At 41.6% G+C, this 23,940-nt stretch carries 27 protein-coding genes; 15 read left to right on the top strand and 12 right to left on the bottom strand.

The window, feature by feature from the left end:
- Positions 1-29: 29 nt before the first annotated feature.
- On the bottom strand, positions 30-1,277 hold the full coding sequence (locus tag I588_RS22850) for a DUF1576 domain-containing protein (protein WP_010756657.1): 1,248 nt from the start codon (positions 1,275-1,277) through the stop codon (positions 30-32).
- Positions 1,278-1,382: 105 nt separating this feature from the next.
- Positions 1,383-2,147, bottom strand: coding sequence for a DeoR/GlpR family DNA-binding transcription regulator (locus I588_RS22845; RefSeq protein WP_010756658.1), 765 nt, complete (start codon positions 2,145-2,147; stop codon positions 1,383-1,385).
- 201 nt (positions 2,148-2,348) lie between these two features.
- Here I588_RS22845 and ulaG point away from each other — a divergent pair, with 201 nt between their 5' ends.
- The 7 genes from ulaG (at position 2,349) to I588_RS22810 (ending at position 7,985) form a co-directional block, all read left to right on the top strand.
- Complete coding sequence (gene ulaG, locus I588_RS22840) at positions 2,349-3,416, top strand: L-ascorbate 6-phosphate lactonase (RefSeq protein WP_010756659.1); 1,068 nt, start codon at positions 2,349-2,351, stop codon at positions 3,414-3,416.
- A gap of 15 nt (positions 3,417-3,431) precedes the next feature.
- Positions 3,432-3,893 carry a PTS sugar transporter subunit IIA gene (locus I588_RS22835; protein WP_010756660.1) on the top strand — a complete coding sequence of 154 codons (462 nt, stop codon included), beginning with the start codon at positions 3,432-3,434 and terminating at the stop codon, positions 3,891-3,893.
- An 11-nt stretch (positions 3,894-3,904) separates the two neighbouring features.
- Positions 3,905-5,392, top strand: coding sequence for a PTS ascorbate transporter subunit IIC (gene ulaA / locus I588_RS22830; protein WP_010756661.1), 1,488 nt, complete (start codon positions 3,905-3,907; stop codon positions 5,390-5,392).
- A 70-nt stretch (positions 5,393-5,462) separates the two neighbouring features.
- Complete coding sequence (locus I588_RS22825) at positions 5,463-5,765, top strand: PTS sugar transporter subunit IIB (protein ID WP_010756662.1); 303 nt, start codon at positions 5,463-5,465, stop codon at positions 5,763-5,765.
- A gap of 12 nt (positions 5,766-5,777) precedes the next feature.
- The gene (locus I588_RS22820; protein WP_010756663.1) at positions 5,778-6,419 is read left to right on the top strand and encodes a 3-keto-L-gulonate-6-phosphate decarboxylase UlaD; all 642 of its coding nucleotides are present in this window, start codon (positions 5,778-5,780) and stop codon (positions 6,417-6,419) included.
- Between the two features lie 2 nt (positions 6,420-6,421).
- The gene (locus I588_RS22815) at positions 6,422-7,282 is read left to right on the top strand and encodes an L-ribulose-5-phosphate 3-epimerase (protein WP_010756664.1); all 861 of its coding nucleotides are present in this window, start codon (positions 6,422-6,424) and stop codon (positions 7,280-7,282) included.
- Positions 7,272-7,985, top strand: a complete 714-nt coding sequence (locus I588_RS22810; protein ID WP_010756665.1) for an L-ribulose-5-phosphate 4-epimerase — start codon at positions 7,272-7,274, stop codon at positions 7,983-7,985. Before I588_RS22815 ends, I588_RS22810 begins: the two co-directional genes overlap by 11 nt.
- A gap of 88 nt (positions 7,986-8,073) precedes the next feature.
- On the opposite strand, the gene I588_RS22805 is transcribed toward I588_RS22810, so the two are convergent.
- Both I588_RS22805 and I588_RS22800 read right to left on the bottom strand, forming a co-directional pair.
- A complete protein-coding gene (locus tag I588_RS22805) occupies positions 8,074-8,823 on the bottom strand; it encodes a LytR/AlgR family response regulator transcription factor (RefSeq protein ID WP_010756666.1) in 750 nt (249 codons plus the stop codon).
- A 13-nt stretch (positions 8,824-8,836) separates the two neighbouring features.
- Positions 8,837-9,616, bottom strand: a complete 780-nt coding sequence (locus tag I588_RS22800; RefSeq protein ID WP_211219415.1) for a sensor histidine kinase — start codon at positions 9,614-9,616, stop codon at positions 8,837-8,839.
- A gap of 602 nt (positions 9,617-10,218) precedes the next feature.
- Here I588_RS22800 and I588_RS22795 point away from each other — a divergent pair.
- Positions 10,219-10,461, top strand: a complete 243-nt coding sequence (locus I588_RS22795) for a hypothetical protein (protein WP_010756668.1) — start codon at positions 10,219-10,221, stop codon at positions 10,459-10,461.
- A gap of 123 nt (positions 10,462-10,584) precedes the next feature.
- Here the strand turns inward: I588_RS22795 and I588_RS22790 are convergent, their stop codons facing one another.
- The 3 genes from I588_RS22790 to I588_RS22780 are packed head-to-tail and all read right to left on the bottom strand — an operon-like array spanning position 10,585 to position 11,917.
- Complete coding sequence (locus I588_RS22790) at positions 10,585-10,797, bottom strand: helix-turn-helix domain-containing protein (RefSeq protein WP_034693064.1); 213 nt, start codon at positions 10,795-10,797, stop codon at positions 10,585-10,587.
- A gap of 14 nt (positions 10,798-10,811) precedes the next feature.
- Entirely contained in the window at positions 10,812-11,345 is a 534-nt protein-coding gene (locus I588_RS22785) for a DUF2975 domain-containing protein (protein WP_010756670.1), read from the bottom strand.
- A 26-nt stretch (positions 11,346-11,371) separates the two neighbouring features.
- Complete coding sequence (locus I588_RS22780; RefSeq protein WP_010756671.1) at positions 11,372-11,917, bottom strand: DUF2975 domain-containing protein; 546 nt, start codon at positions 11,915-11,917, stop codon at positions 11,372-11,374.
- 655 nt (positions 11,918-12,572) lie between these two features.
- On the opposite strand from I588_RS22780, the gene I588_RS22775 reads away from it, so the two are divergent.
- From I588_RS22775 to I588_RS22745, 7 genes are all read left to right on the top strand, one after another.
- On the top strand, positions 12,573-14,993 hold the full coding sequence (locus tag I588_RS22775) for an HAD-IC family P-type ATPase (protein ID WP_010756672.1): 2,421 nt from the start codon (positions 12,573-12,575) through the stop codon (positions 14,991-14,993).
- Positions 14,994-15,009: 16 nt separating this feature from the next.
- Positions 15,010-15,687: an N-acetylmannosamine-6-phosphate 2-epimerase gene (locus I588_RS22770; RefSeq protein ID WP_051130073.1), complete on the top strand. Its 678-nt coding sequence runs from the start codon at positions 15,010-15,012 to the stop codon at positions 15,685-15,687.
- A gap of 77 nt (positions 15,688-15,764) precedes the next feature.
- Positions 15,765-17,261 (top strand): phosphohexomutase domain-containing protein, encoded by a 1,497-nt coding sequence (locus tag I588_RS22765; protein WP_010756674.1) that lies wholly within the window; start codon positions 15,765-15,767, stop codon positions 17,259-17,261.
- Between the two features lie 62 nt (positions 17,262-17,323).
- Positions 17,324-17,683: an iron-sulfur cluster biosynthesis family protein gene (locus I588_RS22760; protein ID WP_010756675.1), complete on the top strand. Its 360-nt coding sequence runs from the start codon at positions 17,324-17,326 to the stop codon at positions 17,681-17,683.
- A gap of 66 nt (positions 17,684-17,749) precedes the next feature.
- Entirely contained in the window at positions 17,750-18,421 is a 672-nt protein-coding gene (gene sapR, locus I588_RS22755) for a two-component system response regulator SapR (protein ID WP_010756676.1), read from the top strand.
- 11 nt (positions 18,422-18,432) lie between these two features.
- Positions 18,433-19,452, top strand: coding sequence for a two-component system sensor histidine kinase SapS (gene sapS / locus I588_RS22750; RefSeq protein WP_010756677.1), 1,020 nt, complete (start codon positions 18,433-18,435; stop codon positions 19,450-19,452).
- Between the two features lie 154 nt (positions 19,453-19,606).
- Positions 19,607-20,470 carry a GRP family sugar transporter gene (locus tag I588_RS22745; RefSeq protein WP_010756678.1) on the top strand — a complete coding sequence of 288 codons (864 nt, stop codon included), beginning with the start codon at positions 19,607-19,609 and terminating at the stop codon, positions 20,468-20,470.
- Positions 20,471-20,518: 48 nt separating this feature from the next.
- Here I588_RS22745 and I588_RS22740 read toward each other — a convergent pair whose 3' ends face one another.
- The 5 genes from I588_RS22740 to I588_RS22720 all read right to left on the bottom strand — a co-directional run bounded on the left by I588_RS22740 (position 20,519) and on the right by I588_RS22720 (position 23,574).
- Positions 20,519-21,343 carry a MerR family transcriptional regulator gene (locus tag I588_RS22740; protein WP_010756679.1) on the bottom strand — a complete coding sequence of 275 codons (825 nt, stop codon included), beginning with the start codon at positions 21,341-21,343 and terminating at the stop codon, positions 20,519-20,521.
- Between the two features lie 4 nt (positions 21,344-21,347).
- Positions 21,348-22,088 (bottom strand): ABC transporter permease, encoded by a 741-nt coding sequence (locus I588_RS22735; protein WP_010756680.1) that lies wholly within the window; start codon positions 22,086-22,088, stop codon positions 21,348-21,350.
- Positions 22,085-22,798, bottom strand: a complete 714-nt coding sequence (locus tag I588_RS22730) for an ABC transporter ATP-binding protein (RefSeq protein ID WP_010756681.1) — start codon at positions 22,796-22,798, stop codon at positions 22,085-22,087. Before I588_RS22730 ends, I588_RS22735 begins: the two co-directional genes overlap by 4 nt.
- A 166-nt stretch (positions 22,799-22,964) precedes the next feature.
- The gene (locus I588_RS22725; protein WP_010756682.1) at positions 22,965-23,327 is read right to left on the bottom strand and encodes a hypothetical protein; all 363 of its coding nucleotides are present in this window, start codon (positions 23,325-23,327) and stop codon (positions 22,965-22,967) included.
- Positions 23,320-23,574: a hypothetical protein gene (locus I588_RS22720; RefSeq protein WP_010756683.1), complete on the bottom strand. Its 255-nt coding sequence runs from the start codon at positions 23,572-23,574 to the stop codon at positions 23,320-23,322. The genes I588_RS22725 and I588_RS22720 overlap by 8 nt, the downstream gene beginning before the upstream one ends.
- Positions 23,575-23,940 lie beyond the last annotated feature (366 nt).

Genomic DNA, 23,940 nt, shown 5'->3' with positions numbered 1-23,940 from the left:
GATCATCGGCAAAATGATCTTCCAGACTTTTATTCGTAGTTAAGGGGAAATAGTCGCTGCTTGACCCAGTCTTTGCAGCGGGTCAGCTGAAGCAGCAGCTTTTGTTCACTTATCATCAGTTTCTGATAAGCGGTACTGCAGGTTTGTTTAAGCCAAGGCTGCCGAAAGAGAAGGTAGCGCAGGAAATCCAGTAAAAGAACGGTGACACCACCTGAAAATCCGCAGTTGTAGAGATTAACACCGGCAGTCAACACATGGGCATGGCGAGAAATCATCGCAAACACGGCACCAGACAAAATACCTGTCAACAGCCCATACTTTCTAGTGAAAGGGGCTAAGGTAGCGGCAAAGAACAGGATAACAATCGTAGTGGTCGACGTTACATCCTGAAAGACAAACCAAGACGCCAACAGCACACCGCAAGCCGGAAAGAAATAATAACGGAAGTGAAAGCTGTACATACTAAAGCCGGCAAAGGTTAAAATTGTCCCTACTAACAGACCATTTAAGGGAACCTGCAAAATTAAAGGGACGCTTAAGCCAATGAAGCCATAAGTTGAAAAACGCACCAGCTTCAACAGACTTAGATGGACCCCCTTATGAAGAGAGGACTCAAATTTTAAGCGAATCAGAGAATAGACCATTGGCGTTAGGAAAAGCAGCACCAAAAAGAGCAAGAGTGTCAAACTATGAGCAGCATTCAAACGATGGGGAAGGATCTGGATATTCAACAGCTTACGCGTGGCAAAATTCCCAACCAATCCAATACAGCCAGCAGAAAAGCCCATGTTGTAAAGATTCATTTCTTTGGTATGATCCTTTAAATAGTGAAAAACAGGAATACTGATATAGCCAATAGTAACCCCAACAATCAGGGCAATCAGCTTATTTTGCAGGCTAAATGGGCTAGGGGCCAGATAAATAATACTGACCATTGGAGACAAACAGGTGCTTAAGAGACCCATGACCAACGATTCCTGACGGGCTTCAGGCTTGTGATGCAGATACAGCAGGCTCCCTAAAAGGATAGGGGCTGAGTTGGCTAAATTTTTCCCAAAAAAAGAAAAACCGGAAAGCATCATGATAACAGGAATCGTTAAGGGGCAAAAGCTGTGACGATATTTCCTCAAGATAAACAAGCTTAATAAAGTCAGCAGCCCGCTATTGGTCACGGCTGCCCCCACCCCGGCAATCTCCACATAATCACTGATTAGATTACTGGGGGAGTGAACAATCTTGATCATGCCTGTTACAATAGCATCAGGCGAGTAAATCACTAGCGGCAGACAGGTAAGCAGCAAACCGTATAGGAGTAAAAAGTTGAAAATTACTTGCTGCGACAGAGCAAATTCGTTTTTTTTCAGGCGTCATCTTCCTTTCTATTAATCAATCTGAATAACCTTCACACCCATTTTTTGAATTTCCTTCAAGGTCTCTGGTGAACTAAATTGATCGGTGATCAAATAGTCGAAAACAGAAATATCCGCAATTTTAAATTGTGAAGTTAGGCCAATTTTACGATGGTCAGCAACGAGAATCTTTCGTTTAATCGTTCGGTTAATCATCAGCTCGTTAATCTTTGCTTCATTGATAATCTTGGTGGTCACACCGCTTTCCAGGCTGACTCCGCTGCAGCCGATAATACAGACATCCGCATTCATGGATGAGATGGTATTCATGGCAATATCCCCCACTAATGCTTCTTTCGGAAATCGCATTTCTCCACCAGTCAATATGTAATTGTAGTTAGCATTATGCGGCGAATAGTTGATCTTCAAATTATTCGTAACAATCGTTAGATGCTCTGAATTCAAATAATCAATGGTCTTTAAGGCCGTCGAGCTGGAGTTAATAAAGATCGTGTCGTAATCATGGACACACTTGCTGGCCTCGCGAGCGATGGCCTGCTTAATCCGCTCAGGACCGGACTGATCGAAATCACGCTTGTTGTCGTAATTATAAATGCAGTAGCCATATTTGCGGATGATGTCATTCTTTTCTTCTAACAGATTTAGATCCCGGCGAATCGTACTTAAGGAAACGTCCAATGCTTCTGCTAGCTCCTGGGTTGTCATCTGGTGATTGGCTTCTAAAATCTCCAAAATATCAGCATGGCGTTTGTCGATCGCAACTATCGAATTTTTCATACATGTCCCACCTTTTTCCTGCAAAATTATCTCTATAGAAGAAAACGTTTTATTTGATTCTATTATACAAGAAAATCGGCGCTTGCGTGAAGAAAATCATATAAAATTCAAAAAATCATATAAAAGGGTTTTCATCACAAGTTTTACGATTTATGATTTAAACATAGATCATAACAAAATCACGACAGGAGAGATTTACAGATGAGCAAGCATGTTAACGAAGTTACAAAAGAAAATTGGATTCTTTCAACGTTTCCCGAATGGGGGACCTATTTAAATGAAGAAATTGAAAATGAGGTCGTTGAAGCAGGAACTTTCTCCATGTGGTGGCTAGGCTGTACCGGAATCTGGCTGAAGAGTCATGAAGGCACGAATATCTTATGCGACTTATGGTGCGGAACTGGCAAACGCAGTCACGGGAACGGCATGATGAAAAAGGGCCATCAAATGATGCGCATGAGTGGCGTTCAAAAAATGCAGCCGAATTTGCGGACCCAGCCGTTTGTGATTGATCCTTTCGCCGTCAAAAATGTGGATGCTTTAGTAGTGACGCATATTCATTCTGATCACTTAGATATTAACACAGCTGCAGCCGTACATCAAAATTGTCCAGAGGCTAAATTTGTAGGACCAAAGGAAGTTGTCGCAACTTGGCTAGGCTGGGGCATTCCTGAGGAAAAAACGATTGTTGTGAAGCCAGGTGATGAGGTGAAAATTAAGGACATTAATGTAGTTGCCTTAGAAGCCTTTGACCGGACTGCCTTAGTTACCTGCGAAGATCCAGAAGTTACTTTAAAAGGAAAAATGCCGCAGGATATGGATCAGATCGCGGTGAACTACCTGTTTGAAACCTCTGGCGGTAATTTGTATCATGCCGGTGATTCTCATTATTCTAATATGTTTGCCAAGCATGGCAATGAGCACAAGATTGATGTCTGCTTAGGTGCCTATGGCGAAAACCCCCGAGGAATTACTGATAAAGTCACGTCAGTTGATATGCTGCGCATGGCAGAGTCGTTAAATACGAAGGTTGTTATTCCGGTCCATTATGATATTTGGGCGAATTTCATGGCGGATCCGAAAGAAATTACCGAAATTTGGAAATTCAAAAAGGATCGTTTGCGTTATGAATTCAAGCCGTATATTTGGCAGGTTGGCGGCAAGTTTACTTATCCAACCAACAAGGATGATTTAGAGTTTAATTTCTATCGCGGCTTTGAGGATGCCTTCAGCGTTGAAAATGACACACCGTTCCCATCATTCCTATAGAAAAGAGGTAGAACCATGTTAACGTACTTTTACGACAATGAACTGATTCGTTACTCTGATAAAGAAATTACTGACTGGAAAGAAGCAATTGCTGAAAGCTGCCAGCTGCTGCTGGACAAGGAAATTATTAATCAGCACTATGTAGATGAAATTATTCGCTGTGTGGAGGAGCACGGTCCGTATATCGTGATTGTTCCTCAGGTTGCCATGCCTCACTCTTCTGAAAAGAGTGAGGGGGTGTTTGGAACCGCCATTTCCTTTACCAAAATGAAACGACCGGTTGCCTTTGAAAGCACCGATGGAGAAGAAAAGGATGCCATTCTCTTCTTTACCTTGGCGGCTAAAAATGCGGAGGAGCACATGCAGAATATCCAAAATCTGTCGGAAATGCTAATGACTGACGGCTTGATTGACAGTCTGGTGGCTACTAACTCGCTTGAAGACTATCAAACCGTCATGAAACAATACCAGCTATAGGAGGAGAAATAATGGGGGAATTTTTGTTAAGTATTTGGACGTATTTTGCTGAGAACGTGTTGACGCAGCCAGCCTACTTGATCGGATTTATTGTATTACTGGGCTATTTGCTGCTGAAGCGGCCAATTTATGAATGTATTGCTGGTTTTTTGAAGGCGACAGTTGGGTATTTTATTTTGACAGTTGGTTCAGGCGGATTGGTTGGCAACTTCCGACCGATTCTAGTTGGTTTGAAGGAACGGTTTAATCTAGACGCCATGGTAACAGACCCTTATTTTGGTCAAAATGCGGTAGATGCAGGCTTAATGGAAACCTTTGGTCGAACCTTTGGCGACGTAATGATTTTGCTATTAATTGCTTTTATCATGAATATTTTATTGGTTCGTTTCCAAAAATATACCAAATTACGTTCAGTCTTTACCACCGGGAATGTGCAGATTCAACAAGCGGCTACGGCCTTCTGGATTCTATTGTTCTGTTTCCCAAACCTGGGGAGAGTAGAAGTATTGATTTTCATGGGACTAGTTTTAGGCTGCTACTGGGCAGTTGCTTCCAATTTAACAGTTGGTGTAACACAGGAATTGACAGAAGGTGCCGGCTTTGGGATTGCTCACCAGCAGATGTTTGGTATTTTTATCTTTGCAAAGCTGGCTGAATGGCTGCGCAAACGGGATCAAAAGAAAAACAAAGCTGAAAATGTGGATAAAAAATTGGAAGACATCGAGCTGCCAGGCTTCCTATCTATTTTCAACGAAAACATGGTAGCGACTTCATTATTGATGCTGTTCTTCTTTGGGATTATTTTAGTGGTACTTGGTCAGGATTACTTGGTTGAAGCGGAATTTATGGCAGAAGGCCAAAGCTTCTTGTTCTATATTATGACTACTTCTCTGAATTTCGCGGTTTATCTGGCGATTTTACAATTGGGCGTACGGACCTTCGTTGATGAGTTGACTCAGTCCTTCCAAGGGATTTCCAATACGATTTTACCAGGTGCGGTTCCAGGGATCGACGTGGCCGCAACATTTGGCTTCGGTTCACCAAATGCGGTAACCATTGGCTTCTTGTTCGGTGCGTTAGGTCAGTTCTTAATGATTGGACTATTGATTTTGTTCAAGTCACCAACAATCGTAATTGCCGGCTTCGTTCCATTGTTCTTTGATAATGCTGTAATTGCCGTTTTTGCTAACAACCGTGGCGGCTTTAAAGCAGCCTGTATCTTCCCGTTCATTTCCGGGATTATTCAAATTGGCGGCTCCGCTTTGTTTGCTACCTGGATTGGCTTATCTCAATACGGCGGATACCTGGGCATGTTTGACTGGGCAACCGCTTGGCCATTGTTTGCAGTGATCATGAAGTTCTTAGGGTATATCGGTGTCGCTGTAGTCGTAATTGGGCTGTTGATTATTCCGCAGCTGCAATACCGGAAAAATCCAGAAGGCTACTTCATGATCGTTGAAGACTATGATCAATATGCCGAAAAATTTTTGAATGACTAATTAAGGAAACTTGTCGGCTCAGCTTTGTCTGAGCCGCCTAAAATAAAAACTAACCTAGGGGGATTTTAAAATGAGAATCTTAGTATCTTGTGCCAACGGATCAGGAACCAGCTTAATGATGATGAAGAGTGTGGAAAAAGCAATGAAGGAATTAAGTGTGCCAATTACCAAAATTCACCATTGTGCACTTTCAGAAGGTAAAAGTTCAGCGACACAATACGATGTAGTCTTTACACCAGTCAACTTCTTAAACATGTTCGATCAAGCGGTGAAAAAAGGTGTTACCGTAATTGGCATTAAAAATGTTATGTCGCCAAAAGAAATTAGCGAGAAGTTCGCTGAATCAGAATTGTATCAAAAAATGGATAAATAAGAGGAGTTTAGAATGAGTAAACCAAAGTTGCAAATTGCATTGGACCATAATGATTTAGAACATGCCTTAGCCGATATCATGAAGGTAGGAGAAATTGTCGATATTATTGAAGTAGGGACGATTCTTTGCCTGCAGGAAGGGCACAAAGCAATCAGCTGTATTCGCAGCATGTTTCCTGAGAAAACAGTAGTAGCCGATACAAAATGTGCAGATGCTGGCGGAACCGTGGCTAAAAATGTGGCGGATGCCGGTGCTGATTTTATGACGGTTATCTGCTGTGCTACGATTCCGACGATGCAGGCCGCGCAAAAAGAAGTCAAGGAATTGCAGGTTGAGCTGTATGGCGATTGGACTTATGAACAAGCGGCTGCTTGGCGAGAAATTGGTATAAAGCAAGCTATTTATCATCAGAGCCGCGATGCCCTTTTATCTGGAGAAACTTGGGGCGAAAAGGACTTATCCAAAGTGCAAAAGCTAATTGAAATGGGCTTCAATGTTTCGGTGACTGGTGGCTTAGATGTTGACACCTTGAAGCTGTTTGAAGGGATGCCGGTGTATACCTTCATTACAGGTCGCGGAATCACGGCGGCGCCAGATCCCGTGAAGGCAGCACAAGACTTTAAGGATGAAATTACTCGTATTTGGGGGCAGTAAGCATGGCTCAAATCGGAATTTATGAAAAAGCTTTGCCAAAAGGAATCACCTGGCAGGAACGGTTTGCCTTGGCGAAAGAATTAGGCTTTGATTTTATCGAAATGTCGATTGACGAAACCGATGAACGCCTGGCACGGCTAGACTGGTCAGATGAACAGCTTGCACAGCTGCGAGAGGACATGTTTCAATCTGGTGTGAGAATCAATTCAATTTGCTTAAGCGGTCATCGCCGTTTTCCCTTTGGCTCCTCAGATCATGAGAAGCAGCAAAAAGCCAAGGAAATAATGGATAAAGCTGTTCGTTTTGCTCATAAGCTGAGTATCAAGGTTATTCAGGTAGCTGGCTATGATGTTTATTATGAGGAAAAATCCATGACCAGCCGGGAAGCGTTTATTGAAGGCATGAAGGAAAGTGTCAAGCAGGCCGCTAATTATGGCGTCATTCTTTCGATTGAGATTATGGACGATCCTTTTATGAATTCGATTGGGAAATTTTTGGAAATCAAACGGCAGATTCGTTCGCCGTATTTGCAGGTCTATCCCGATTTAGGCAATCTCTCTGCTTGGCCGGAAAACAATCCCGCAGTTGAATTGGAGGAAGGCATTGACTGCATCACTTCCATTCATTTAAAAGATACCTATCCAGTAACCGAGGATTCGGCGGGCCAGTTCCGAGATGTACCTTTCGGCGAGGGCTGTGTAGATTTTCTCGGCCTGTTGAAAAACTTAAAACGTTTGGAGTATGATGGCACCTTCCTGATTGAAATGTGGAGCGAAAAAAGCGCGAATTTTAAAGAGGAAATTGAAGCAGCCAAAAACTATCTTTACCCTAAATTAAGAGAGGCGGGATACGATGTCGCGTGAAGAAATCATTCAGGGAATGAAGCAGCGAGTATTTGAAGCGAATCTGGAACTGCCTCAATACGGCTTAGTGAAGCTGACCTGGGGAAATGTCAGTGAAATTAATCGAGATCTTGGCGTAATTGTCATTAAACCAAGCGGTGTGAAGTACGAAAAGATGCAGGCAGATCAAATGGTAGTGACTGACTTAGCTGGAAACAGTCTGGAAGCAGACAGTATGAATCCTTCTTCTGACCTGCCCACCCACGTGGTGCTGTATCAGGCTTTTGAAGACGTAAATGCGATTGTTCATACTCATTCTACTCATTCGGTGATGTGGGCCCAGGCAGGAAGAGACCTGCCTGCTTACGGAACAACCCACGCGGATGCCTTTTATGGAACAATTCCTTGTACTCGGCAGTTAACAGAACAAGAAGTCAAGGAAGCCTATGAGATCAATACAGGTCATGTAATCGTAGAAACCTTTGAGGAACGCGATTTGAAGGCCCAAGAAGTTCCGGGAGTCCTAGTTTATGGTCATGGGCCATTTACTTGGGGCGATTCACCCATGAAGGCAGTGGAGAACAGCTTGATTTTGGATGAAATTTGTTTAATGGCAAAAGAAAATGAGCAGATCAATCCTAGAATCCAAGCAATTCCACAATACTTGCTGGATAAGCATTATTTTAGAAAACACGGGGAAAAGGCCTATTATGGTCAAGGTTAAGCGATAGGAAAACCACTTAAGCGAAGCGGCTTAGGTGGTTTTTTTGACGAAAAAACTGCCTGCCGAAACCGGCAGACAGTTGAGTGAATTAACTAAATTGCTTTTTATCCAAAAAATCACGGACGATCCGCATCTTTTTTCGCGAAACCGCACAGCGCTGACCATTGTTCATGGTGACCTCCAGCATTTCTTTATCCAGGGAGCGGACATTATCCAAATTAACGACATAAGACTTGTGAATACGTTCGAAATTTTTGCCTAGATCGACCATATCTTTGATTGCACCATAGAAATGAATTCGACCATTCTTTGTATGAATATAAAGAACATGTGGTTTATGTGTAGTTTCGAAAAACAATACATCTTTATAATTAACGTACCGTTCACTTTTGCCGTTTCGAATCAAAATTTGTTCCCGTTTCTCCGGCTGGACTTGCTGCTTAAGGAAAATAGAATCCAAGCAATCAGTGATGGATTTCATTAGCTGCTCAGGATCGTCTTTAATAATGAAATCCAGGGCTTCAACCTTGTACTTAAAGATTAAGGGAACCGTTTCATCATGCGTGGTAATGAAAACAATTTTTCCTAACGTGTCGTATTCTCGAATTTTCTTAGCTAAGGTAATACCATCCATTTCATTTTTACCAAAATCGATGTCCAGAAAATAAATCCCAGTAGTATCGGGATTTTCCTTCAGATAAGCTAAAACATCAGTTGGTTTGTCTGTCGTAAGGGCAATGTGTGCATCCAACTCTTTAATCATGATCTGCTTATCGATATATTCGTGATAAAATTCTCTTAATGGTGCTTCGTCTTCGCAAATGAAAACCTTCATCATAGTAACGCCCCCCTTAAAAAACAATTTTTTGAATAAAGTAATGATCAACAATTTCAGTTTCCAACAAGAAGTCGGATTCCTCCATGATCTCCTGCAAGTTGCTTAACCCGATCCCCCGATTTGGCCCCTTCGTTGAGTAGCCTTTTTCCTCAAGCTGGTACAACGGCGGCAAATCTTCAGGGCAGCTATTCTTAACGATAACCACATTACTGCCATCATTCTCAAATACTGCAATTTGTAATTCACCATGGTCAAGCTCGCCAAGTGCATCAACGGCATTATCTAAAATGATTCCCAAAGCACGAACCAACGGAATCTCATCCTTTTCTTCTACATAGAAATTCTTGTCGACCTCTAGGATCAGATTTACTTTTTCACTTTCAATTATACTCAATTTTACATAAAAAATACTACGCAATGCCATATTCTGAATTTTTGTCAGCTTGCTAAGCTGTGTATTGGTGCTATTAAGACTTTCCGAACTATTCTTAATTTGAGTATAATAATAGTTTTTCAGCTCATCAAACTTATCCTCTTGGAAATAGGTATCCATACTCAACAGAATGTTTTGATAATCGTGCTTGAACTTACGAACCTCTTCCGCATTCTTTTCAATGGTCTTCAGATAAGCAAGCTGATTTTCAAAGATCGCTTTTTTACTTTCCGCTTCCAGCCGCATCGATTCGCTGCGTTGGGCCATTATTACAACAACAGCTAAGAAGAGGAACAGGGCCAATATAACATCTGAGAGCAATTCAAATACAATACTTTGATTATTATCTGGTATAGACATTTCTACTAAGTACTTATCTTTAATTACATGAAAAAAAGAGAAAAGACTGATCAATAATGCAACAATACTAAAAATAAAAGACTTTTGTTGTACAATTTGTAGTAGCTTCTTTTCAGCTACAGATAATCCACCCGCAATTATGATGGAAATAATGAAATTCATAGACATTGTAAATATTAATGAGGTTGGATCAATAGGATAAAATTGATTCAAGAGAAATACAGTTACTGTCTCATTTACAAATAGTAAAGAACTATATATTCCGGAAAGTAATGGTTTTCGTTCAGAATAATAAAATGAAAAAAATAGTATAAAGAACAACAAAACAACTTTTAGAGTCTCACTAGAAAAGGGTGGAAAGATTCGTATAAGAACAATTAGAACTAATGTAACTAAAAGGTCAATACTTATCCGTGATTCTTTTGATTTAAAAATATACGTAGAAATTATTAGGGGTAAAGATCCTAACAGTAGTATTAAATGTCCAATCAACGAAAAACATCCTTTCTTGAGGTCGATTATGATTGATTTTTGGTCGATTATGATGAATCGGTGTGTTATAGTTGCATTATTCAATAAAATAGTATCTAGGAGGCGATAGAATGAAAAAAATGGTATTCGTATTAATAGGTTTAATCACCTTAACAGTTTTTCCAGCAATGAGTGAAGCTGCTAGTCAAAGTTCTTATGATGATATTCCAGTTGTCCAAAATAACCAGATATCTCCAAGAGCTGTATACACTTATAGATTTTCCTATGTACCACCTCAAAAATTTAATGGTATGACTAGAGTATACTATGAGTACATTGCAAAAGATAAAGTATATATTGGTTACTATATGTGATAATTGCTAATCTGTAAATACGGATATAGCTTTTAGCTGAGTATTTATCTAGTAATTGAATGAACTTAAAAAAGACTAGAGATTGTTTTTCTCTAGTCTTTTTTGTATTACTCAGATTTTCTTTCACTCCTCCTCCACAAACTCCAAAATATCCCCAGGCTGGCACTCAAGTACCGTACAGATTTTCTCCAATGTATTAAAACGAATTCCTTTGGCTTTGCCGGTTTTCAGAATAGACAGGTTTGCTGGGGCGATGCCGATTTTTTTGGCTAATTCATTGGAAGACATTTTTCGATCGAGCATCACTCGGTCTAAATTTATTTTTATCACTGGCAATCTCCCCCTTTCGTTTATACAAAAGCATCGCTTTCTTTTTTTAGACGGATCCCCTGTTTGAATACCATATAAATTACATAAATTCCTAGCACCATTAAGGCACCTTTAGGTAGATAAAAGATATTGTTTGACGGCCCTTGGTTAAGCAGATTTATATGGTAGAGATTGTTGATTATGGATCCCGAGATATCTAACAAGGTTGCTGCGCCATAGTAAATGAAGGTCTTTTTGATGAGGTTAAGATTGCGTTCTTCAAAATAGATATCTTCGTTGATGTTTTGCAGCAGGTTGCGAATGCAATTTAGGTAACTAATCATTAGAATGACACTAACAACACTAAAGACTACTACGTAGAAAATGATGAAGGTAGAAGACAACGGGCTATGAGTGATTTCCATAGAGGATAGTAAGACTTGAGATAACTCTTGACGGGAACCGGAGAACAAGGCGTTAATAAACATAATTGCCAAACTGATTCCAAAAGTAACCTGCAGGATTAAGCAGACAAAGGCCAATAAGCCTAAAATGAATCGTTCATATTTTTTCATGTTCCATTCCTCCTCGCCATGCCGACTTAAATTATCGATTGATTCTCTCTTTTCAGCAGGATGCCTTGCTTGAACACAGTATAGATGACATAGATTCCCATAATAGTTATTAAGCTATCGACTATTTGCAACCAGTTAAGAGACTCTAAATAATAAGCGCGGGGGATCTGAACAACCTGAAATAATTGATCGACAAAGACTCCACTGGAATTCGTTAGAGTATACAGGGTGAAAAAGATCAATGTATGTTTAACCAGCTTAAGATTCTTCTCTTCAAAATAGAACTTTTCGTTGATGTTTTGCAGTAGGTGACGAATGCAGTTAAGGTAAAGGAACATGAATAGGCCGCTTATTGATCCCAAAATGATTACGGCAGCAGTATAAGTACTCCCGTTTAATGAGCTATGGCTGAGGTCAACGGATTTTAAAACAATCTGAATAAATTCTTGACGGTTATCTGCAAAAGAAACTAGTGCCAAAAGAAGGATCAAGAAACATAAAATGAGAGTTGCTTGAACCATCAACGTAAAAAGACTTAACAAACCAACAACAGCTGTAGAATTCTTGTTCATTTTTAAACATCCCCTTTACCATATTATAAAACATAAAACTTTTTATGTAAAACGATATTTCTATAATGCAAAACGATAAATTGTTAAACTTTTCTATAGAATAAACTTTCCGTTAACATTCCAGTTTAAAAACGAAAGATATATCCCGCTTTTGTAGGTTAATAACTTTGAAAACTATAGAAAAGCGATGATTCTGATTAAAAACGGGTCAATTCTGACAAAATTGTTAATTTTCTATAAAAATAGTATAAAATAAATTGTACTTAGGAGACAAGAGAAGTGGCGTCTATTAATGGGTATAGTCAGTGTTTGGCGCTCTCATTATAAAGAACAACTTCCCCAGATTCGTATAATGACATTCAAACTATTCAAACGAACAAAATTATCCCCAGGAGTGTTTGACGTGTAGCTTTCTCCTCTGTCTCCTAAATATTTTTAAACCAAGAATTAGACTACAAATCTTTCTAACCAAGAGTGTTCAAGCTGAAAATGCTTGAACGCTTTTTTATTAGCCCAGCTTTTTGCAGTTCATTCAGTTATGAAAATGAGTCCTTCGATATAGGTTCATGTATTTTAGCTAGCGGCTGCAGGTACAAATGTTCATGCTATGCTGAAAAATTCACCTCGTGGTAAGATAGAAACAGAGGTGAGTCGCATGAAAAAAACAAAGCAAACAGCACCTGACCAAGTAAAAGTTGTTGAATCAGTGAATATTCCGGAGGGACTTCATGGACTGGACGAAAACGAAGTCCGGGAGCGGATCGAAAAGGGTCAGGTGAATCAAAGTGAAGAAAATTTGTTAAAAACGGATGGCCAGATTATCAAGGAAAATACGGTCAATGTTTTTAACCTGTTGAATTTAGGGTTGGCACTTTTTGTTTTGTTGGTTGGTTCACCGAAAAATACGTTGTTCTTTGGTGTTGTCATAATTAATACGTTAATCGGAGTGTTCCAAGAGCTGCGGGCGAAGCATACCATCGATAAGCTTTCAGTTTTGGCAAAGGGTCAGGTAACCGTTCTGCGCAATGGGAAGCTGGAGCGGATTGATCAGGAGGCTGTAGTCTTAGGAGATACACTTTTTTTGAAAAATGGGGACCAAGTACCTGTGGATGGTCAAATTCTCACTGGTGAAGGCATGGAAGTGGATGAATCGCTGCTTACAGGTGAGGCAGATCGGATTTTGAAGCAGCCGGAGGATCGCTTATATAGTGGCAGCTTTGTGACGGCTGGACAGGGATTTTATCAGGCAACCGCAGTGGGGGATGACAATTTCGCTCAGCGTTTATCTAGTGAGGCCAAGAGTGAAACGGGAAATAGTTCTCAGCTGACCAAGGTGTTAAGCCGGATGATTACTGTATTGACAGTGATCATTGTGCCAGTGGGTTTGGCGATGCTTTATTCTCAGTATCAGGCTTCTTCTTCGATTCGTCAGGCCGTTTTGGGGACTGTGGCGGCGTTGGTGAGCATGATTCCGGAAGGGTTAATGCTTTTAACAAGTGTGGCTTTTGCGGTGGGTGCTGCTAATTTGGCACGGAAAAAAGTGCTGGTACAGGCTTTGCCTTCAATAGAAACCTTGGCTCGGGTGGATGTCATTTGTTTAGACAAAACAGGCACAATCACTGATGGAACGTTGCGTTTTGAAGAAAGCTTATTAGGGCAAGTAACGGAAGAACGATTCAAGGTCATCATGGCAGCTTTAATGAAGAATTTGACGGATGATAATGCGACGGCTCAAGCATTGCGGCGAGCATTTCAAGCCGAGAATGACTGGCAGGTTGAGAAGCTGATCCCGTTTTCTTCAGCTCGCAAATGGAGCGGGGTAACCTTTAAGCAGGAAGGTAGTTATGTGGTGGGAGCACCGGAATTTATTTTCTCAACGGTTCCAGAGGAATATCAGCGGGAAATGGAACCCTACATGGCACAAGGTCATCGGGTCTTGGTCTTGGCTTCATACCCAGATGTTTTGGAGGAAACCTTTGCAAGAGAACCCCAGTGGCTGGCAACCTTGATTATTTCTGACAACCTGCGGGAAAATGCCCAAGCAACCTTTGGCTATTTCGAAAAGCAAGATGTCCAGTTAAAAGTAATTTCTGGCGATCATCCCTTAACGGTGTCGAAAATTGCTCAAAAGGCTGGGATTCAGCATGCTGAACACTATGTAGATATGTCTGAAATAGATGATTGGACCAATTACCGAGTACTGGTGAAGTCTAATACTGTTTTTGGCCGAGTCTCGCCTTATCAGAAGCAGCGTTTGATTCAGGCGTTACAAGATGAGGAGCATACGGTTTGTATGACAGGGGATGGTGTGAATGATGTATTAGCGCTGCGCCAGGCAGATATTGGAGTTGCGATGGCTAATGGAAGCAGCGCTGCACGGGCGGCAGCGGATGTGATCCTGTTGGAATCGGATTTTAAACGGATGCAGGATGTATTGAATGAAGGGCGACGCGTGATCAACAATATTGAGCGGGTAGCCTCTATGTATTTAGTGAAGACAATTTATTCGCTGATCTTGGCGATAATCTTTATGTTCTTAGCTAGTCCGTATCCTTTTGCGCCGATTCAGCTGACACCGATTAATGCATTAACAGTGGGAATTCCTTCCTTCTTCCTAGCATTGAAGCCTAGCTATGAACGAATCAAAGGCGACTTTTTGAATAATATTTTGCGGGTGTCCGTTCCAGGTGCAGTAACCGTGGTTTCGGCTGTGATGCTGATTCAACTAGCCGGATATTTGTTCCAGCTACCCTTTAGTGCCACCTCCACGATGTCGGTATTTTTAACCGGCTGTGTGGGATTGCTGGTCCTGTATTTGGTTTCGTTCCCATTAGATAAGAAAAAAATTGCGCTGATTGTGGTTTTAGCGGCCGCTTATTTCAGCTGCTTTATCGTTTTCCGTCCGTTCTTTGATTTTGATGTCTTGTATAATCGCAACTTATTCTTTGTGCTGCCATTGACATTCGGTATTTATTGGCTGTTTAGAGGCTTAGCTGCGGCAATGAACAAGCTAGTGGAGCTGCGAATTCGTTGGCAGGCCTATCGTCGAAAGAAAAAACGGTCACGAGTAATATAAGGAGGAATCGGATGTGTTGGAGAAATTAAAAGGTCAGGTGATTGTTTCCTGTCAGGCGCTGGAGCAGGAACCGCTGCATAGCTCATTTATCATGAGTAAAATGGCGCTGGCTGCAAAAGAAGGTGGGGCAGCTGGTATTCGTGCCAATTCGGTGGCGGACATCCAGGCCATTAAGCAGGAAGTGGATCTGCCGGTGATTGGCATAATCAAACGGGATTATCCAGGCTCGGCGGTGTATATCACACCCACCATGCAGGAGGTAGAAGAATTGTTGACTACCTCAGCCGAAATTATTGCATTGGATGCCACTAAGCAAGAACGGCCTCATCAGGAGCGGCTATCAGATTTAGTGGCCCGAATTCATCAGACTGGACGTTTGGCGATGGCGGATATTTCAACCTTGGAAGAAGCTGTTGCTGCCGAACAAATGGGCTTTGACTTGATTTCAACTACTTTAGCCGGCTATACAGAATATTCTCGCAAGACTGATACACCGGATTTTGAGCTGCTGCAGGAAATCCTTCAACAGGTAAAAACACCGGTAATCATGGAGGGACACACAGATCGTCCTGAGCAGGTAACGCAGGCGCTGGAGCTGGGAAGCTTCGCGGTAGTAGTGGGTTCTATCATTACCCGCCCTCAGATTATTACCCAGAAATATGTAGCGGCAGCCAAGAAATTTCAAACAGAATAAAGAAAAAACACAGAAAAGGCTTTCTTTTCTGTGTTTTTTGGTATAATAGACTAAAAGTAATTGAAGGAGGCTTTTCTATGGCATTAACAGCATTACAAAATGGTTCAGATATTCGCGGTATCGCTATCTCCGCAGAAGGTAAAACAAAAAATCTAGGCACAGAAGAAGTTGTACAGATTGCAAACGGTATCATGAATTGGTTGGAAAACAAAGGGGTCGAAAAACCATTTACTATTGGTTTAGGCTATGACAGCCGTTTGACTGGTCCAGAATTGAAGCAAGCGATGATGGAAACGTTCCAGGCTGCTGGAGTTCATGTATTGGATTTTGAATTGGCAACAACACCGGCTTTATTTATGGCGACGCAATTTGATGAGTTTGATTGTGATGCCGGAATTATGCTGACGGCGAGCCATTTGCCTTATTACTTCAACGGAATTAAAATCTTCAGCAAATCTGGCGGTGCTGAAAAAGCGGACATTGCTTACATCTTGGAGCATACAGAAGCACAACCAGCCGCAGAAGGCAGCCTTAAAAAGGCCGATTTGATTTCAGCTTATGCAGCAGACATGGTAGCTAAGATTCGCAAAGGGATCGGTTCTGACGATGAAAAGCCATTAGCTGGAATGAAGATTGTCGTGGATGCTGGTAACGGTGCAGGAGGTTATTTTGCTAGTAAAGTCCTGGATGTATTAGGGGCTGACACAACAGGCTCGCAGTTTTTAGAGCCAGACGGCAGCTTCCCGAACCATATCCCGAATCCAGATAATAAAGAAGCTATGGCTAGTATCAAAAAAGCGGTACTGGATAATCAGGCTGACTTAGGGGTAATTTTTGATACGGATGTGGACCGTTCAGCGATTGTTTCTAAAGATGGCCAAATCATCAACCGCAACAATTTAATTGCGGTCTTGGCAGCGATTGTTCTTGCCGAGCAGCCAGGCAGTACCATTGTAACTAATTCACCAACCTCAGATCATCTGAAGCGGTTCATTGAAGAAAAAGGCGGGAAACAATACCGCTACATTTCTGGTTACCGGAATGTCATTAATAAAGCCATTGAGTTGAATGAAGAGGGGATTGATTGCCCATTAGCAATTGAAACCAGCAGTCATGCAGCCTTTAAAGAAAACTATTTCTTGGATGATGGCGCTTATGTGATTGCCAAAGTTTTGATGCTGCTGCCGAAGCTGCAGCAGGAAGGCCGCAAGTTAACCGACTTAATGGCTGAATTAGAGCAGCCGGTGGAAACCTTGGAAATTCGCTATGAAATTGCTGGCGACGACTACAAAGAAACCGGCCGCAAGATGATCGAAACCTTCCGCCAACAGCTACCGGAAAAAGACGGCTTTGCGGAAAACCCAGAAAATGATGAAGGGGTTCGTTTCTCTATTACTGACCCTCATGGTAAAGGCTGGATGCTGCTGCGTCTAAGCCTGCATGAGCCATTATTAGTAATGCAGATTGAAAATGATCTGCCAGATCAAATTCAAAAACAATTGCCAATTTATCGTGAGCTGCTGGCTCAAAGCGAGCAAATCAACTTAACCAAATTGGATCAACAAATGCAATAAGCGTTTTGGCTTGCATTTTTCCCTCCTTCGGCCGATGATGGTGCCAGAAGGAGGTTTTTTTGATGAAAATTACCTTGAGTGAAGAAGCAAAAGAACGAATTGCCCAGCATTTGGATGAACACAAATTGGTGCTGTTAACCTTTGAAGATGGCGTAGGACCCTATTCGCAGCATGCGATGATTCATATGCAGACGCAATTCTCGCTTAATATTATCAGCGACACGATGCCTAAAGAGGATTACGATGAAACCATCCCCACCAACTTAGTTGATTTTTGGATTAAGGGCTATTCAAAGGAAGATTTGCAGGAAAATATGCGGATTACGCTAAATCCTCGGTTAAGCACCTTTGCTTTGACTGGTGATGGCGGTACAATTGATGATAATTTAGGCTTTATTGATTTTACGAAAAAGATGTCTTAGCCGACGTCTTTTTTCTTTTTTTAAGATTTGTTTGTTAGTATAAGAGAAAGAAAGGTGGCGGTAGGAATGGCGAAAATCATGATTGTGGAGGATGAAGCAGTCATTCGTCAGCTAATTGGCGAAGAATTAACCAAATGGAAGTTTGACGTGTTTGCATCAACCGACTTTAATGAGGTGTTTGCGGATTTTGAACGGGAGGTACCTCAGCTGGTGCTGCTAGATATTAATCTGCCGGTTTTTGACGGCTATTATTGGTGTCAAAAAATTCGTGAGGTTTCCAAGGTGCCGATTATCTTTATTTCTTCTCGCAATACCAATATGGATCAGATTATGGCGATGAATATGGGGGCCGATGATTATATTACCAAGCCCTTTGAAGTGGATGTGTTAGTGGCGAAAATTAATGCGTTGCTGCGCCGTTCCTACAACTACGCAGAAGGCGGCGAAACCATGACCCATAACGGGATCACGCTAAATCTGGATAACAGCAGTATGGAAATTGGCGATGAAGTGATTGATTTAAGTAAAAACGAATACCGTCTGCTGTATATCTTGATGAAGCAGCATGGCAAAATTCTAAGCCGAGAGAAGCTGCTGCGTGCATTGTGGGATGACGAACGTTTTGTGGATGACAATACCCTAACGGTGAATATTAATCGCCTGCGCCGCAAAATTGAACAGGCGGGCATTCATGAGTACATTCAAACAAAAGTTGGCCAAGGCTATATTGTGCCGTAAAGGAGCAGCAAATGACATTTTTACGTTTTTTAAAAGATAAACTACCGATTTTTTTAGTCTGGGTAGTTTTAAGTGCCTTGATGGTATTTATGGTTTGGCTGACACCGGATTTGCATGGGTTTATGGACAATGTCGGGTATTTGCTGCTGCTTCAGCTGTTTTTTCTGCTGCTGTTTTTTGTGGTTGATTACTATCGCAAGAAGGATTGGTTTCAGCAGTTGGATAAAAAAGAGGCCGCTTTACAGCAGTTTCTTGATGAAGCCGATACCGAAGAGGAAAAGCTGGTGCAGGAATACATCAACCAGCAAGTTCGAGATCATCATCAATTAATGCAGCAGGTTATCAGCAATCAAAAGGACCAAAAGGATTATGTGGATTCTTGGATTCATGAGATCAAGGTGCCGCTGGCGGCGGTGGGATTGATTTTACAATCAATTGAGTATGATATCGCTGACGACAAATACACCCTGCTGCAAAATGAAGTGCAGAAAATTGATGAATACGTGGAGCAGGTATTGTATTATTCACGCTTGGATGAGTTTATCAATGATTATTTAATTCAGGAATATTCCTTGAAGAAAATCATTCAGCCAGTCATTCGCAGCCAAGCCAATTATTTTATTCAGAAAAATTTGCAGCTGGTTATGCCGGAAGAGGATGTTCAGGTACTGACTGATGGGAAATGGATTGCTTTTATTTTCCGCCAATTGTTGAGTAACGCCATCAAATATACGCCAGAAAATGGGAAGATCGAAGTGCTGATTTCTCAGAAAAATGAAGGGACCTATTTGCAGCTGAGGGATACAGGGATCGGCATTCAGTCGGAGGATTTGGGCCGGATTTTCGATAAAGGCTTTACCGGAGAAAATGGCCGCAGTGCCGAGCAGCATTCGACTGGCTTAGGTCTTTATTTGGCTAAGAAATTGGCTGAGAAATTAGGGGTGGAACTAACGGCAGAATCGGAATGGGGCAAAGGCACGACTATGACCCTGTTTTTCCCGCGATTGAATTACTATCAGGAAAGTCGCTAATAGACTTGTCAAACCTTGGTGATTTCTGATAAGCTGTCACAGGAATAGCGGATGCTAGGGCCGTTTTGGATCTATCAGAAAATGAGATAGAAGGGGAACGTGTACTTAGAAAGCAGCCGTGGTGACGACTATTTACAATGAACTAGGAGAAGATATGACAATTTTATTTGCGCTTGTTCCGATGTTTGCTTGGGGAAGTATTGCCCTGGTTAGCGGAAAATTAGGCGGCGATGCCAATCAGCAAACGTTAGGAATGACCATGGGAGCATTTGTATTTGCCTTGGTAACATTTCTGATTGTACGGCCAGCCTTTGAGTTGGAAATCTTGTTGGTCGGCTTTTTATCAGGCGTGTTCTGGTCGGTAGGCCAAAACAAACAATTTCATGGCATGAAATCATTAGGTGTTTCTGTGGGTCTGCCGCTTTCGACGGGATTTCAGCTGATTTTAAACACGATTGCAGGAGCGGTCTTTTTCCATGAATGGACGAAATCAAGAGATTTTATTTTAGGCTTTATTGCTTTAGTTTTATTGGTTTTCGGTGCATATCTAACTGCTCGACAGGATACTGAGGAAGGCGTTAAGACTGACCACATGGTGTTGGATTTTGGCAAGGGGCTGCGGGCGTTGCTGCTGTCAGCTATCGGTTATGGAGCTTATACCATCATCATTACTTGGGCGGGGTTAGACCCGTTGGCGATAATTTTCCCGCAAAGCGTCGGCATGCTTCTAGGTGCCAGCCTCTTCGCATTTAAGCAAACAAGCTTCGACAAATATGTTTGGCGCAATATGCTGTCAGGATTATTGTGGGGGCTAGGGAATGTCTGTATGCTGCTGACGGTACAGTCGGTTGGTTTGGCAATCGGCTTCTCCCTCTCACAAATGGGAATTATCATTTCTACATTAGGGGGAATTTTCCTTTTAGGTGAGTATAAGACCAAAAAGGAAATGGTTTATGTAGTCATCGGCTGTTTGCTGATTATTACTGGTGGCTTGGTACTAGGTTATATGAAAGCATAAGTAAAACCTGCTGCAAGGTTCCAAAATGGAAGGCTTGCAGCAGGTTTTTTATTTTCTACGAACCGGAATTTGAATTTCTGTTAACCATTCCTCCGGCGATTCCTTGTTCCACATACCGTCGATATAAGATTCTCGAGGAAGATCAGCAAGCTCGTAATCATTTTGATCAATGAAGGAAAGAATTGCTTGATAACTCAAAGGAAGTTGTTCATAGGAGCCCTTGTGCAATGTACAGACAGCATTCTCAACTTTAGGAATGATAGAAAACTCAAGAAAGGTTTCCCCCGATTTCATTGCAGTTACCGCCTCACAAATTTCTACTCGGACATCCTCTTCTTTGTACTCGCCATCCAAATAGCGGTTAAAGCAGTATTGAGGATTCGTATAGCTGCAGCCTAAGCGTTCCAGCTCTTGATCCATTTGCGGCATGTAACGAATCAACTCGCCATAGTTATCAATCGTTAAGGTCATGGAGGCGATGGTAATTTCCGGCAAAGCTTTTTCAATAATGTCGTATTCTACCAGCTCCTCTTCATCTGACAGGTAGCTTTCAATCACCGACAGCTCCCGAGTACGTTCGGCTATCTCTTCCAGGATGCGCTTCTTTTTCATTCGCAGCAGCTTGTTTTTGCCCACACCCTGCTGGACTTTACGAATTTCCTCCAGCGAAAAACCGATTTTTCGCAGAGCCATAATTTGATGCAGGTCCGGCAGCTGACTAGCGCTGTAATAGCGATAGCCATTTTCAGGATCAACATAACGCGGCACCAGCAGTCCTTTTTCGTCATAGTGGCGCAGCGCCTTGATGGTCACTTGATTCATTTGGGAAAAAATTCCGACACGATACAGATTTTCTTTCGATTCATCTATCATTTCTTTACTCCCATCTGAAGGTTTTCACTGATACTAGTATACCAAGGATTCCGAAGATTAGCAGATAAAGCAGGGCAAACAGCGGCAGGCTGGAAATTCCTTCCAAGGAAACCAGCTTCAACAATCGAATCCCCTGCGTCAGCGGCAGAACACTAGCGATTTTTTGCATACCTTCTGGAAAAATTTCAAAAGGAATCACGGCACCTGACAAAAAGAGCATCGGAAAATACACCAGATTGCAAACTAAATTCGCTTGCTTAATTGTTTGGCATAAACTAGCCATCATCATCCCAATACTGTACATCGCCAGCATCACTAAAAAGTAGCTGCCAATGAAGCCCAGCCATGAACCTGGCATGCGGTAATCCAACACTAGCATAGCGACCAAGGTGACACCCAAAGCAGAAGCAAGAGCCGTCAGCACGCAAACAGTCACATGTACACCCAAAAGCAGGAATGGACTAGTTGGAGTAGTGAAAAAGTGCTTGAGAATCTTTTTATCACGGTAATCGGAGATGGTTAGCGGCAGACCCATAAAAGCTGTGGCACAAATCCCAACTGTAGCCAATGCTGGATAACTGCTCTGCATAAAAGTATAGCCGCCGTCGCCTGCCGGCTGGTTGCCAGCCAGCATACTGATAAGCAGCAGGACCGCCATTGGCATGCCGATACCAAAGAAGAGCCCATCTGGTGTTCGCAGCGATAATTTTCCTTCTATTCGTAAAACGGTCAAGTATTTGCTCATGCACTTTCCTCCATCTTCTGTAAGTAGTAATCTTCCAACGTCAGGTAGTTTTTCTGCTGCTGCAGCTGTGACAAATTCTGTTGTTCAATGATTTGTCCCTTCTTCAAAAAGACCAGCTCATCGCAGAGCTGTTCCGCTTCTTCTAAATAGTGGGTAGTCAGGAAGATCGTTAAGCCCTGCTTCTTCAAGCTCCGCAGAATGCGCCAAACCTCCCGACGCGCTTCAGTGTCTAATCCAGTGGTCAATTCATCCAAGAAAACCAGCTCAGGCTTCGGCAACAGAGCTAACACTAAGGAGAGTCGCTGTTTTTGTCCCCCAGATAAACTACCAGCTGGCTGCTTCTGAAATTCTTCCAAATCAAACTGTTTCAATAAGTCCAAATAATCCTGCGGCTCATGATAGAGGGCAGACATTTCCTGACAAAGCTCCTCTACCTTGATATTGTTTTGAAAATTTGATGCCTGCAGCTGAACACCGACCTTTTCAAAAACTGTTTTTCGATGCTGTCTGGCCGATTGTCCTAAGATCAACGCTTCACCGTTTTCTGGTTGCTTCAAACCTAATATGCATTCGATCAAGGTCGTTTTACCGGCACCGTTTGGACCAAGCAGACCAAGGACCGTTCCTTTCTTAACCTCCAGACTAACGTCCTTTAGTATTTGTTTGTTTCCAAAGTATTTGGATAAGTGAGTTACTGTGATAATACTCATTTCTTCGCCTCGTTGAAACAAGCATAATGTCTGCTCCAAGGGGAGAGTCAAGAGGTGGATAGTAAGGAGGGAGGGTTAGATGGAAAATTAGGGGATATTTTCTGCAGGTAAATAAACTAAGAAAAACAAAAAAACTCCCATTTTTAGGTGGGAGTGGTGAAACAGGCTAAGTTTTGTATTGGTTATACTTCTCAATTAACCCAAGAATATCTTTTTCAGCAAGACGTCCTAGAGGGATTGGTTCGGCTAAATTCTTTATTTTAGCGAGTGAAAGAATAATCTCAGATGAGACATCAATGTAAGAATCGAACTTAGTATCTAACTGAGCCGATTTTTTATCTTGAATTTTGTACATTCGCTTGAGAAAGTATTCTCTCTCAAACTTTTCTTTATAAGAATATACTTCGAGAAAGCGAACGTAACCAAATTTTTCTGAAACAAGGCCTATATAAGCAGAAGGTCTTCTTTTATTAGGAGTAGGGTCTCCAAAAATTTTAGAGTTTACGATATATAGTTGAAACTCATCCATGACGAATCCAATCTTTCATATGCTCTGGTGCATCTTCGGGAATCACCAACGTACCGTCATCATCAACATCAGCAAGTATAGTTTGAACATTTGGATTTTTCATTTCAGGATATTTTGAAGACATTTCTTTTTCTAACCTAAGATAGATTAAACTCATAAATGCTTCTTCGGGCGTCTGTCCGTCCTTTGCGAGAGTTTCTTTCGCAAGTTTTTCTTCTTCAGGAGTTAAATTTAGCTGCATGGTCATAATTATCAACTCTCTTTCGGCACTAGTAACTTTCAAAAGTTACGTGATCAGAAGCAAAAGGAAACAAAACGATAGATCCAATTCCTATAAGCGCTAAATAAGACTTTAGCATCCTACAGAATTAATTAAGCAGGTGACTGATTAACTAAGAGTGAGGTTCTTTCATCCATAAAAAAATAAAAAGTGAAAATACAATCATCAATTTTTTACATTCAAATTCTTATTGGTATTTCTTTAGTTATTATAGCATCCGAACATTTCTGCATCAATGATTCAACTAGTTGAACTGGCAACTAACTCACAAGTAAGGAATCATTTTTTCAAAGAACGAAAAAATGATTTGATTTTCGCACGCCTACCATCCAG

Source organism: Enterococcus pallens ATCC BAA-351 (assembly GCF_000407485.1).
Lineage (GTDB): Bacteria > Bacillota > Bacilli > Lactobacillales > Enterococcaceae > Enterococcus_A > Enterococcus_A pallens.
Note: the sequence above shows the minus strand (reverse complement) of the source record. Positions and strands in the feature narration are given on the sequence as shown.

Coding starts and splice junctions, on each gene's coding strand:
- I588_RS22825 (WP_010756662.1), top strand. CDS start 5,463: ATGAGAATCTTAGTATCTTGTGCCAACGGATCAGGAACCAGCTTAATG.
- ulaG (WP_010756659.1), top strand. CDS start 2,349: ATGAGCAAGCATGTTAACGAAGTTACAAAAGAAAATTGGATTCTTTCA.
- I588_RS22745 (WP_010756678.1), top strand. CDS start 19,607: ATGACAATTTTATTTGCGCTTGTTCCGATGTTTGCTTGGGGAAGTATT.
- ulaA (WP_010756661.1), top strand. CDS start 3,905: ATGGGGGAATTTTTGTTAAGTATTTGGACGTATTTTGCTGAGAACGTG.
- I588_RS22725 (WP_010756682.1), bottom strand. CDS start 23,327: ATGGATGAGTTTCAACTATATATCGTAAACTCTAAAATTTTTGGAGAC.
- I588_RS22735 (WP_010756680.1), bottom strand. CDS start 22,088: ATGAGCAAATACTTGACCGTTTTACGAATAGAAGGAAAATTATCGCTG.
- I588_RS22845 (WP_010756658.1), bottom strand. CDS start 2,147: ATGAAAAATTCGATAGTTGCGATCGACAAACGCCATGCTGATATTTTG.
- I588_RS22730 (WP_010756681.1), bottom strand. CDS start 22,798: ATGAGTATTATCACAGTAACTCACTTATCCAAATACTTTGGAAACAAA.
- sapR (WP_010756676.1), top strand. CDS start 17,750: ATGGCGAAAATCATGATTGTGGAGGATGAAGCAGTCATTCGTCAGCTA.
- I588_RS22810 (WP_010756665.1), top strand. CDS start 7,272: ATGTCGCGTGAAGAAATCATTCAGGGAATGAAGCAGCGAGTATTTGAA.
- I588_RS22835 (WP_010756660.1), top strand. CDS start 3,432: ATGTTAACGTACTTTTACGACAATGAACTGATTCGTTACTCTGATAAA.
- I588_RS22800 (WP_211219415.1), bottom strand. CDS start 9,616: ATGTCTATACCAGATAATAATCAAAGTATTGTATTTGAATTGCTCTCA.
- I588_RS22805 (WP_010756666.1), bottom strand. CDS start 8,823: ATGATGAAGGTTTTCATTTGCGAAGACGAAGCACCATTAAGAGAATTT.
- I588_RS22775 (WP_010756672.1), top strand. CDS start 12,573: ATGAAAAAAACAAAGCAAACAGCACCTGACCAAGTAAAAGTTGTTGAA.
- I588_RS22720 (WP_010756683.1), bottom strand. CDS start 23,574: ATGACCATGCAGCTAAATTTAACTCCTGAAGAAGAAAAACTTGCGAAA.
- I588_RS22740 (WP_010756679.1), bottom strand. CDS start 21,343: ATGATAGATGAATCGAAAGAAAATCTGTATCGTGTCGGAATTTTTTCC.
- I588_RS22795 (WP_010756668.1), top strand. CDS start 10,219: ATGAAAAAAATGGTATTCGTATTAATAGGTTTAATCACCTTAACAGTT.
- I588_RS22815 (WP_010756664.1), top strand. CDS start 6,422: ATGGCTCAAATCGGAATTTATGAAAAAGCTTTGCCAAAAGGAATCACC.
- I588_RS22780 (WP_010756671.1), bottom strand. CDS start 11,917: ATGAACAAGAATTCTACAGCTGTTGTTGGTTTGTTAAGTCTTTTTACG.
- I588_RS22820 (WP_010756663.1), top strand. CDS start 5,778: ATGAGTAAACCAAAGTTGCAAATTGCATTGGACCATAATGATTTAGAA.
- I588_RS22765 (WP_010756674.1), top strand. CDS start 15,765: ATGGCATTAACAGCATTACAAAATGGTTCAGATATTCGCGGTATCGCT.
- I588_RS22785 (WP_010756670.1), bottom strand. CDS start 11,345: ATGAAAAAATATGAACGATTCATTTTAGGCTTATTGGCCTTTGTCTGC.
- sapS (WP_010756677.1), top strand. CDS start 18,433: ATGACATTTTTACGTTTTTTAAAAGATAAACTACCGATTTTTTTAGTC.
- I588_RS22760 (WP_010756675.1), top strand. CDS start 17,324: ATGAAAATTACCTTGAGTGAAGAAGCAAAAGAACGAATTGCCCAGCAT.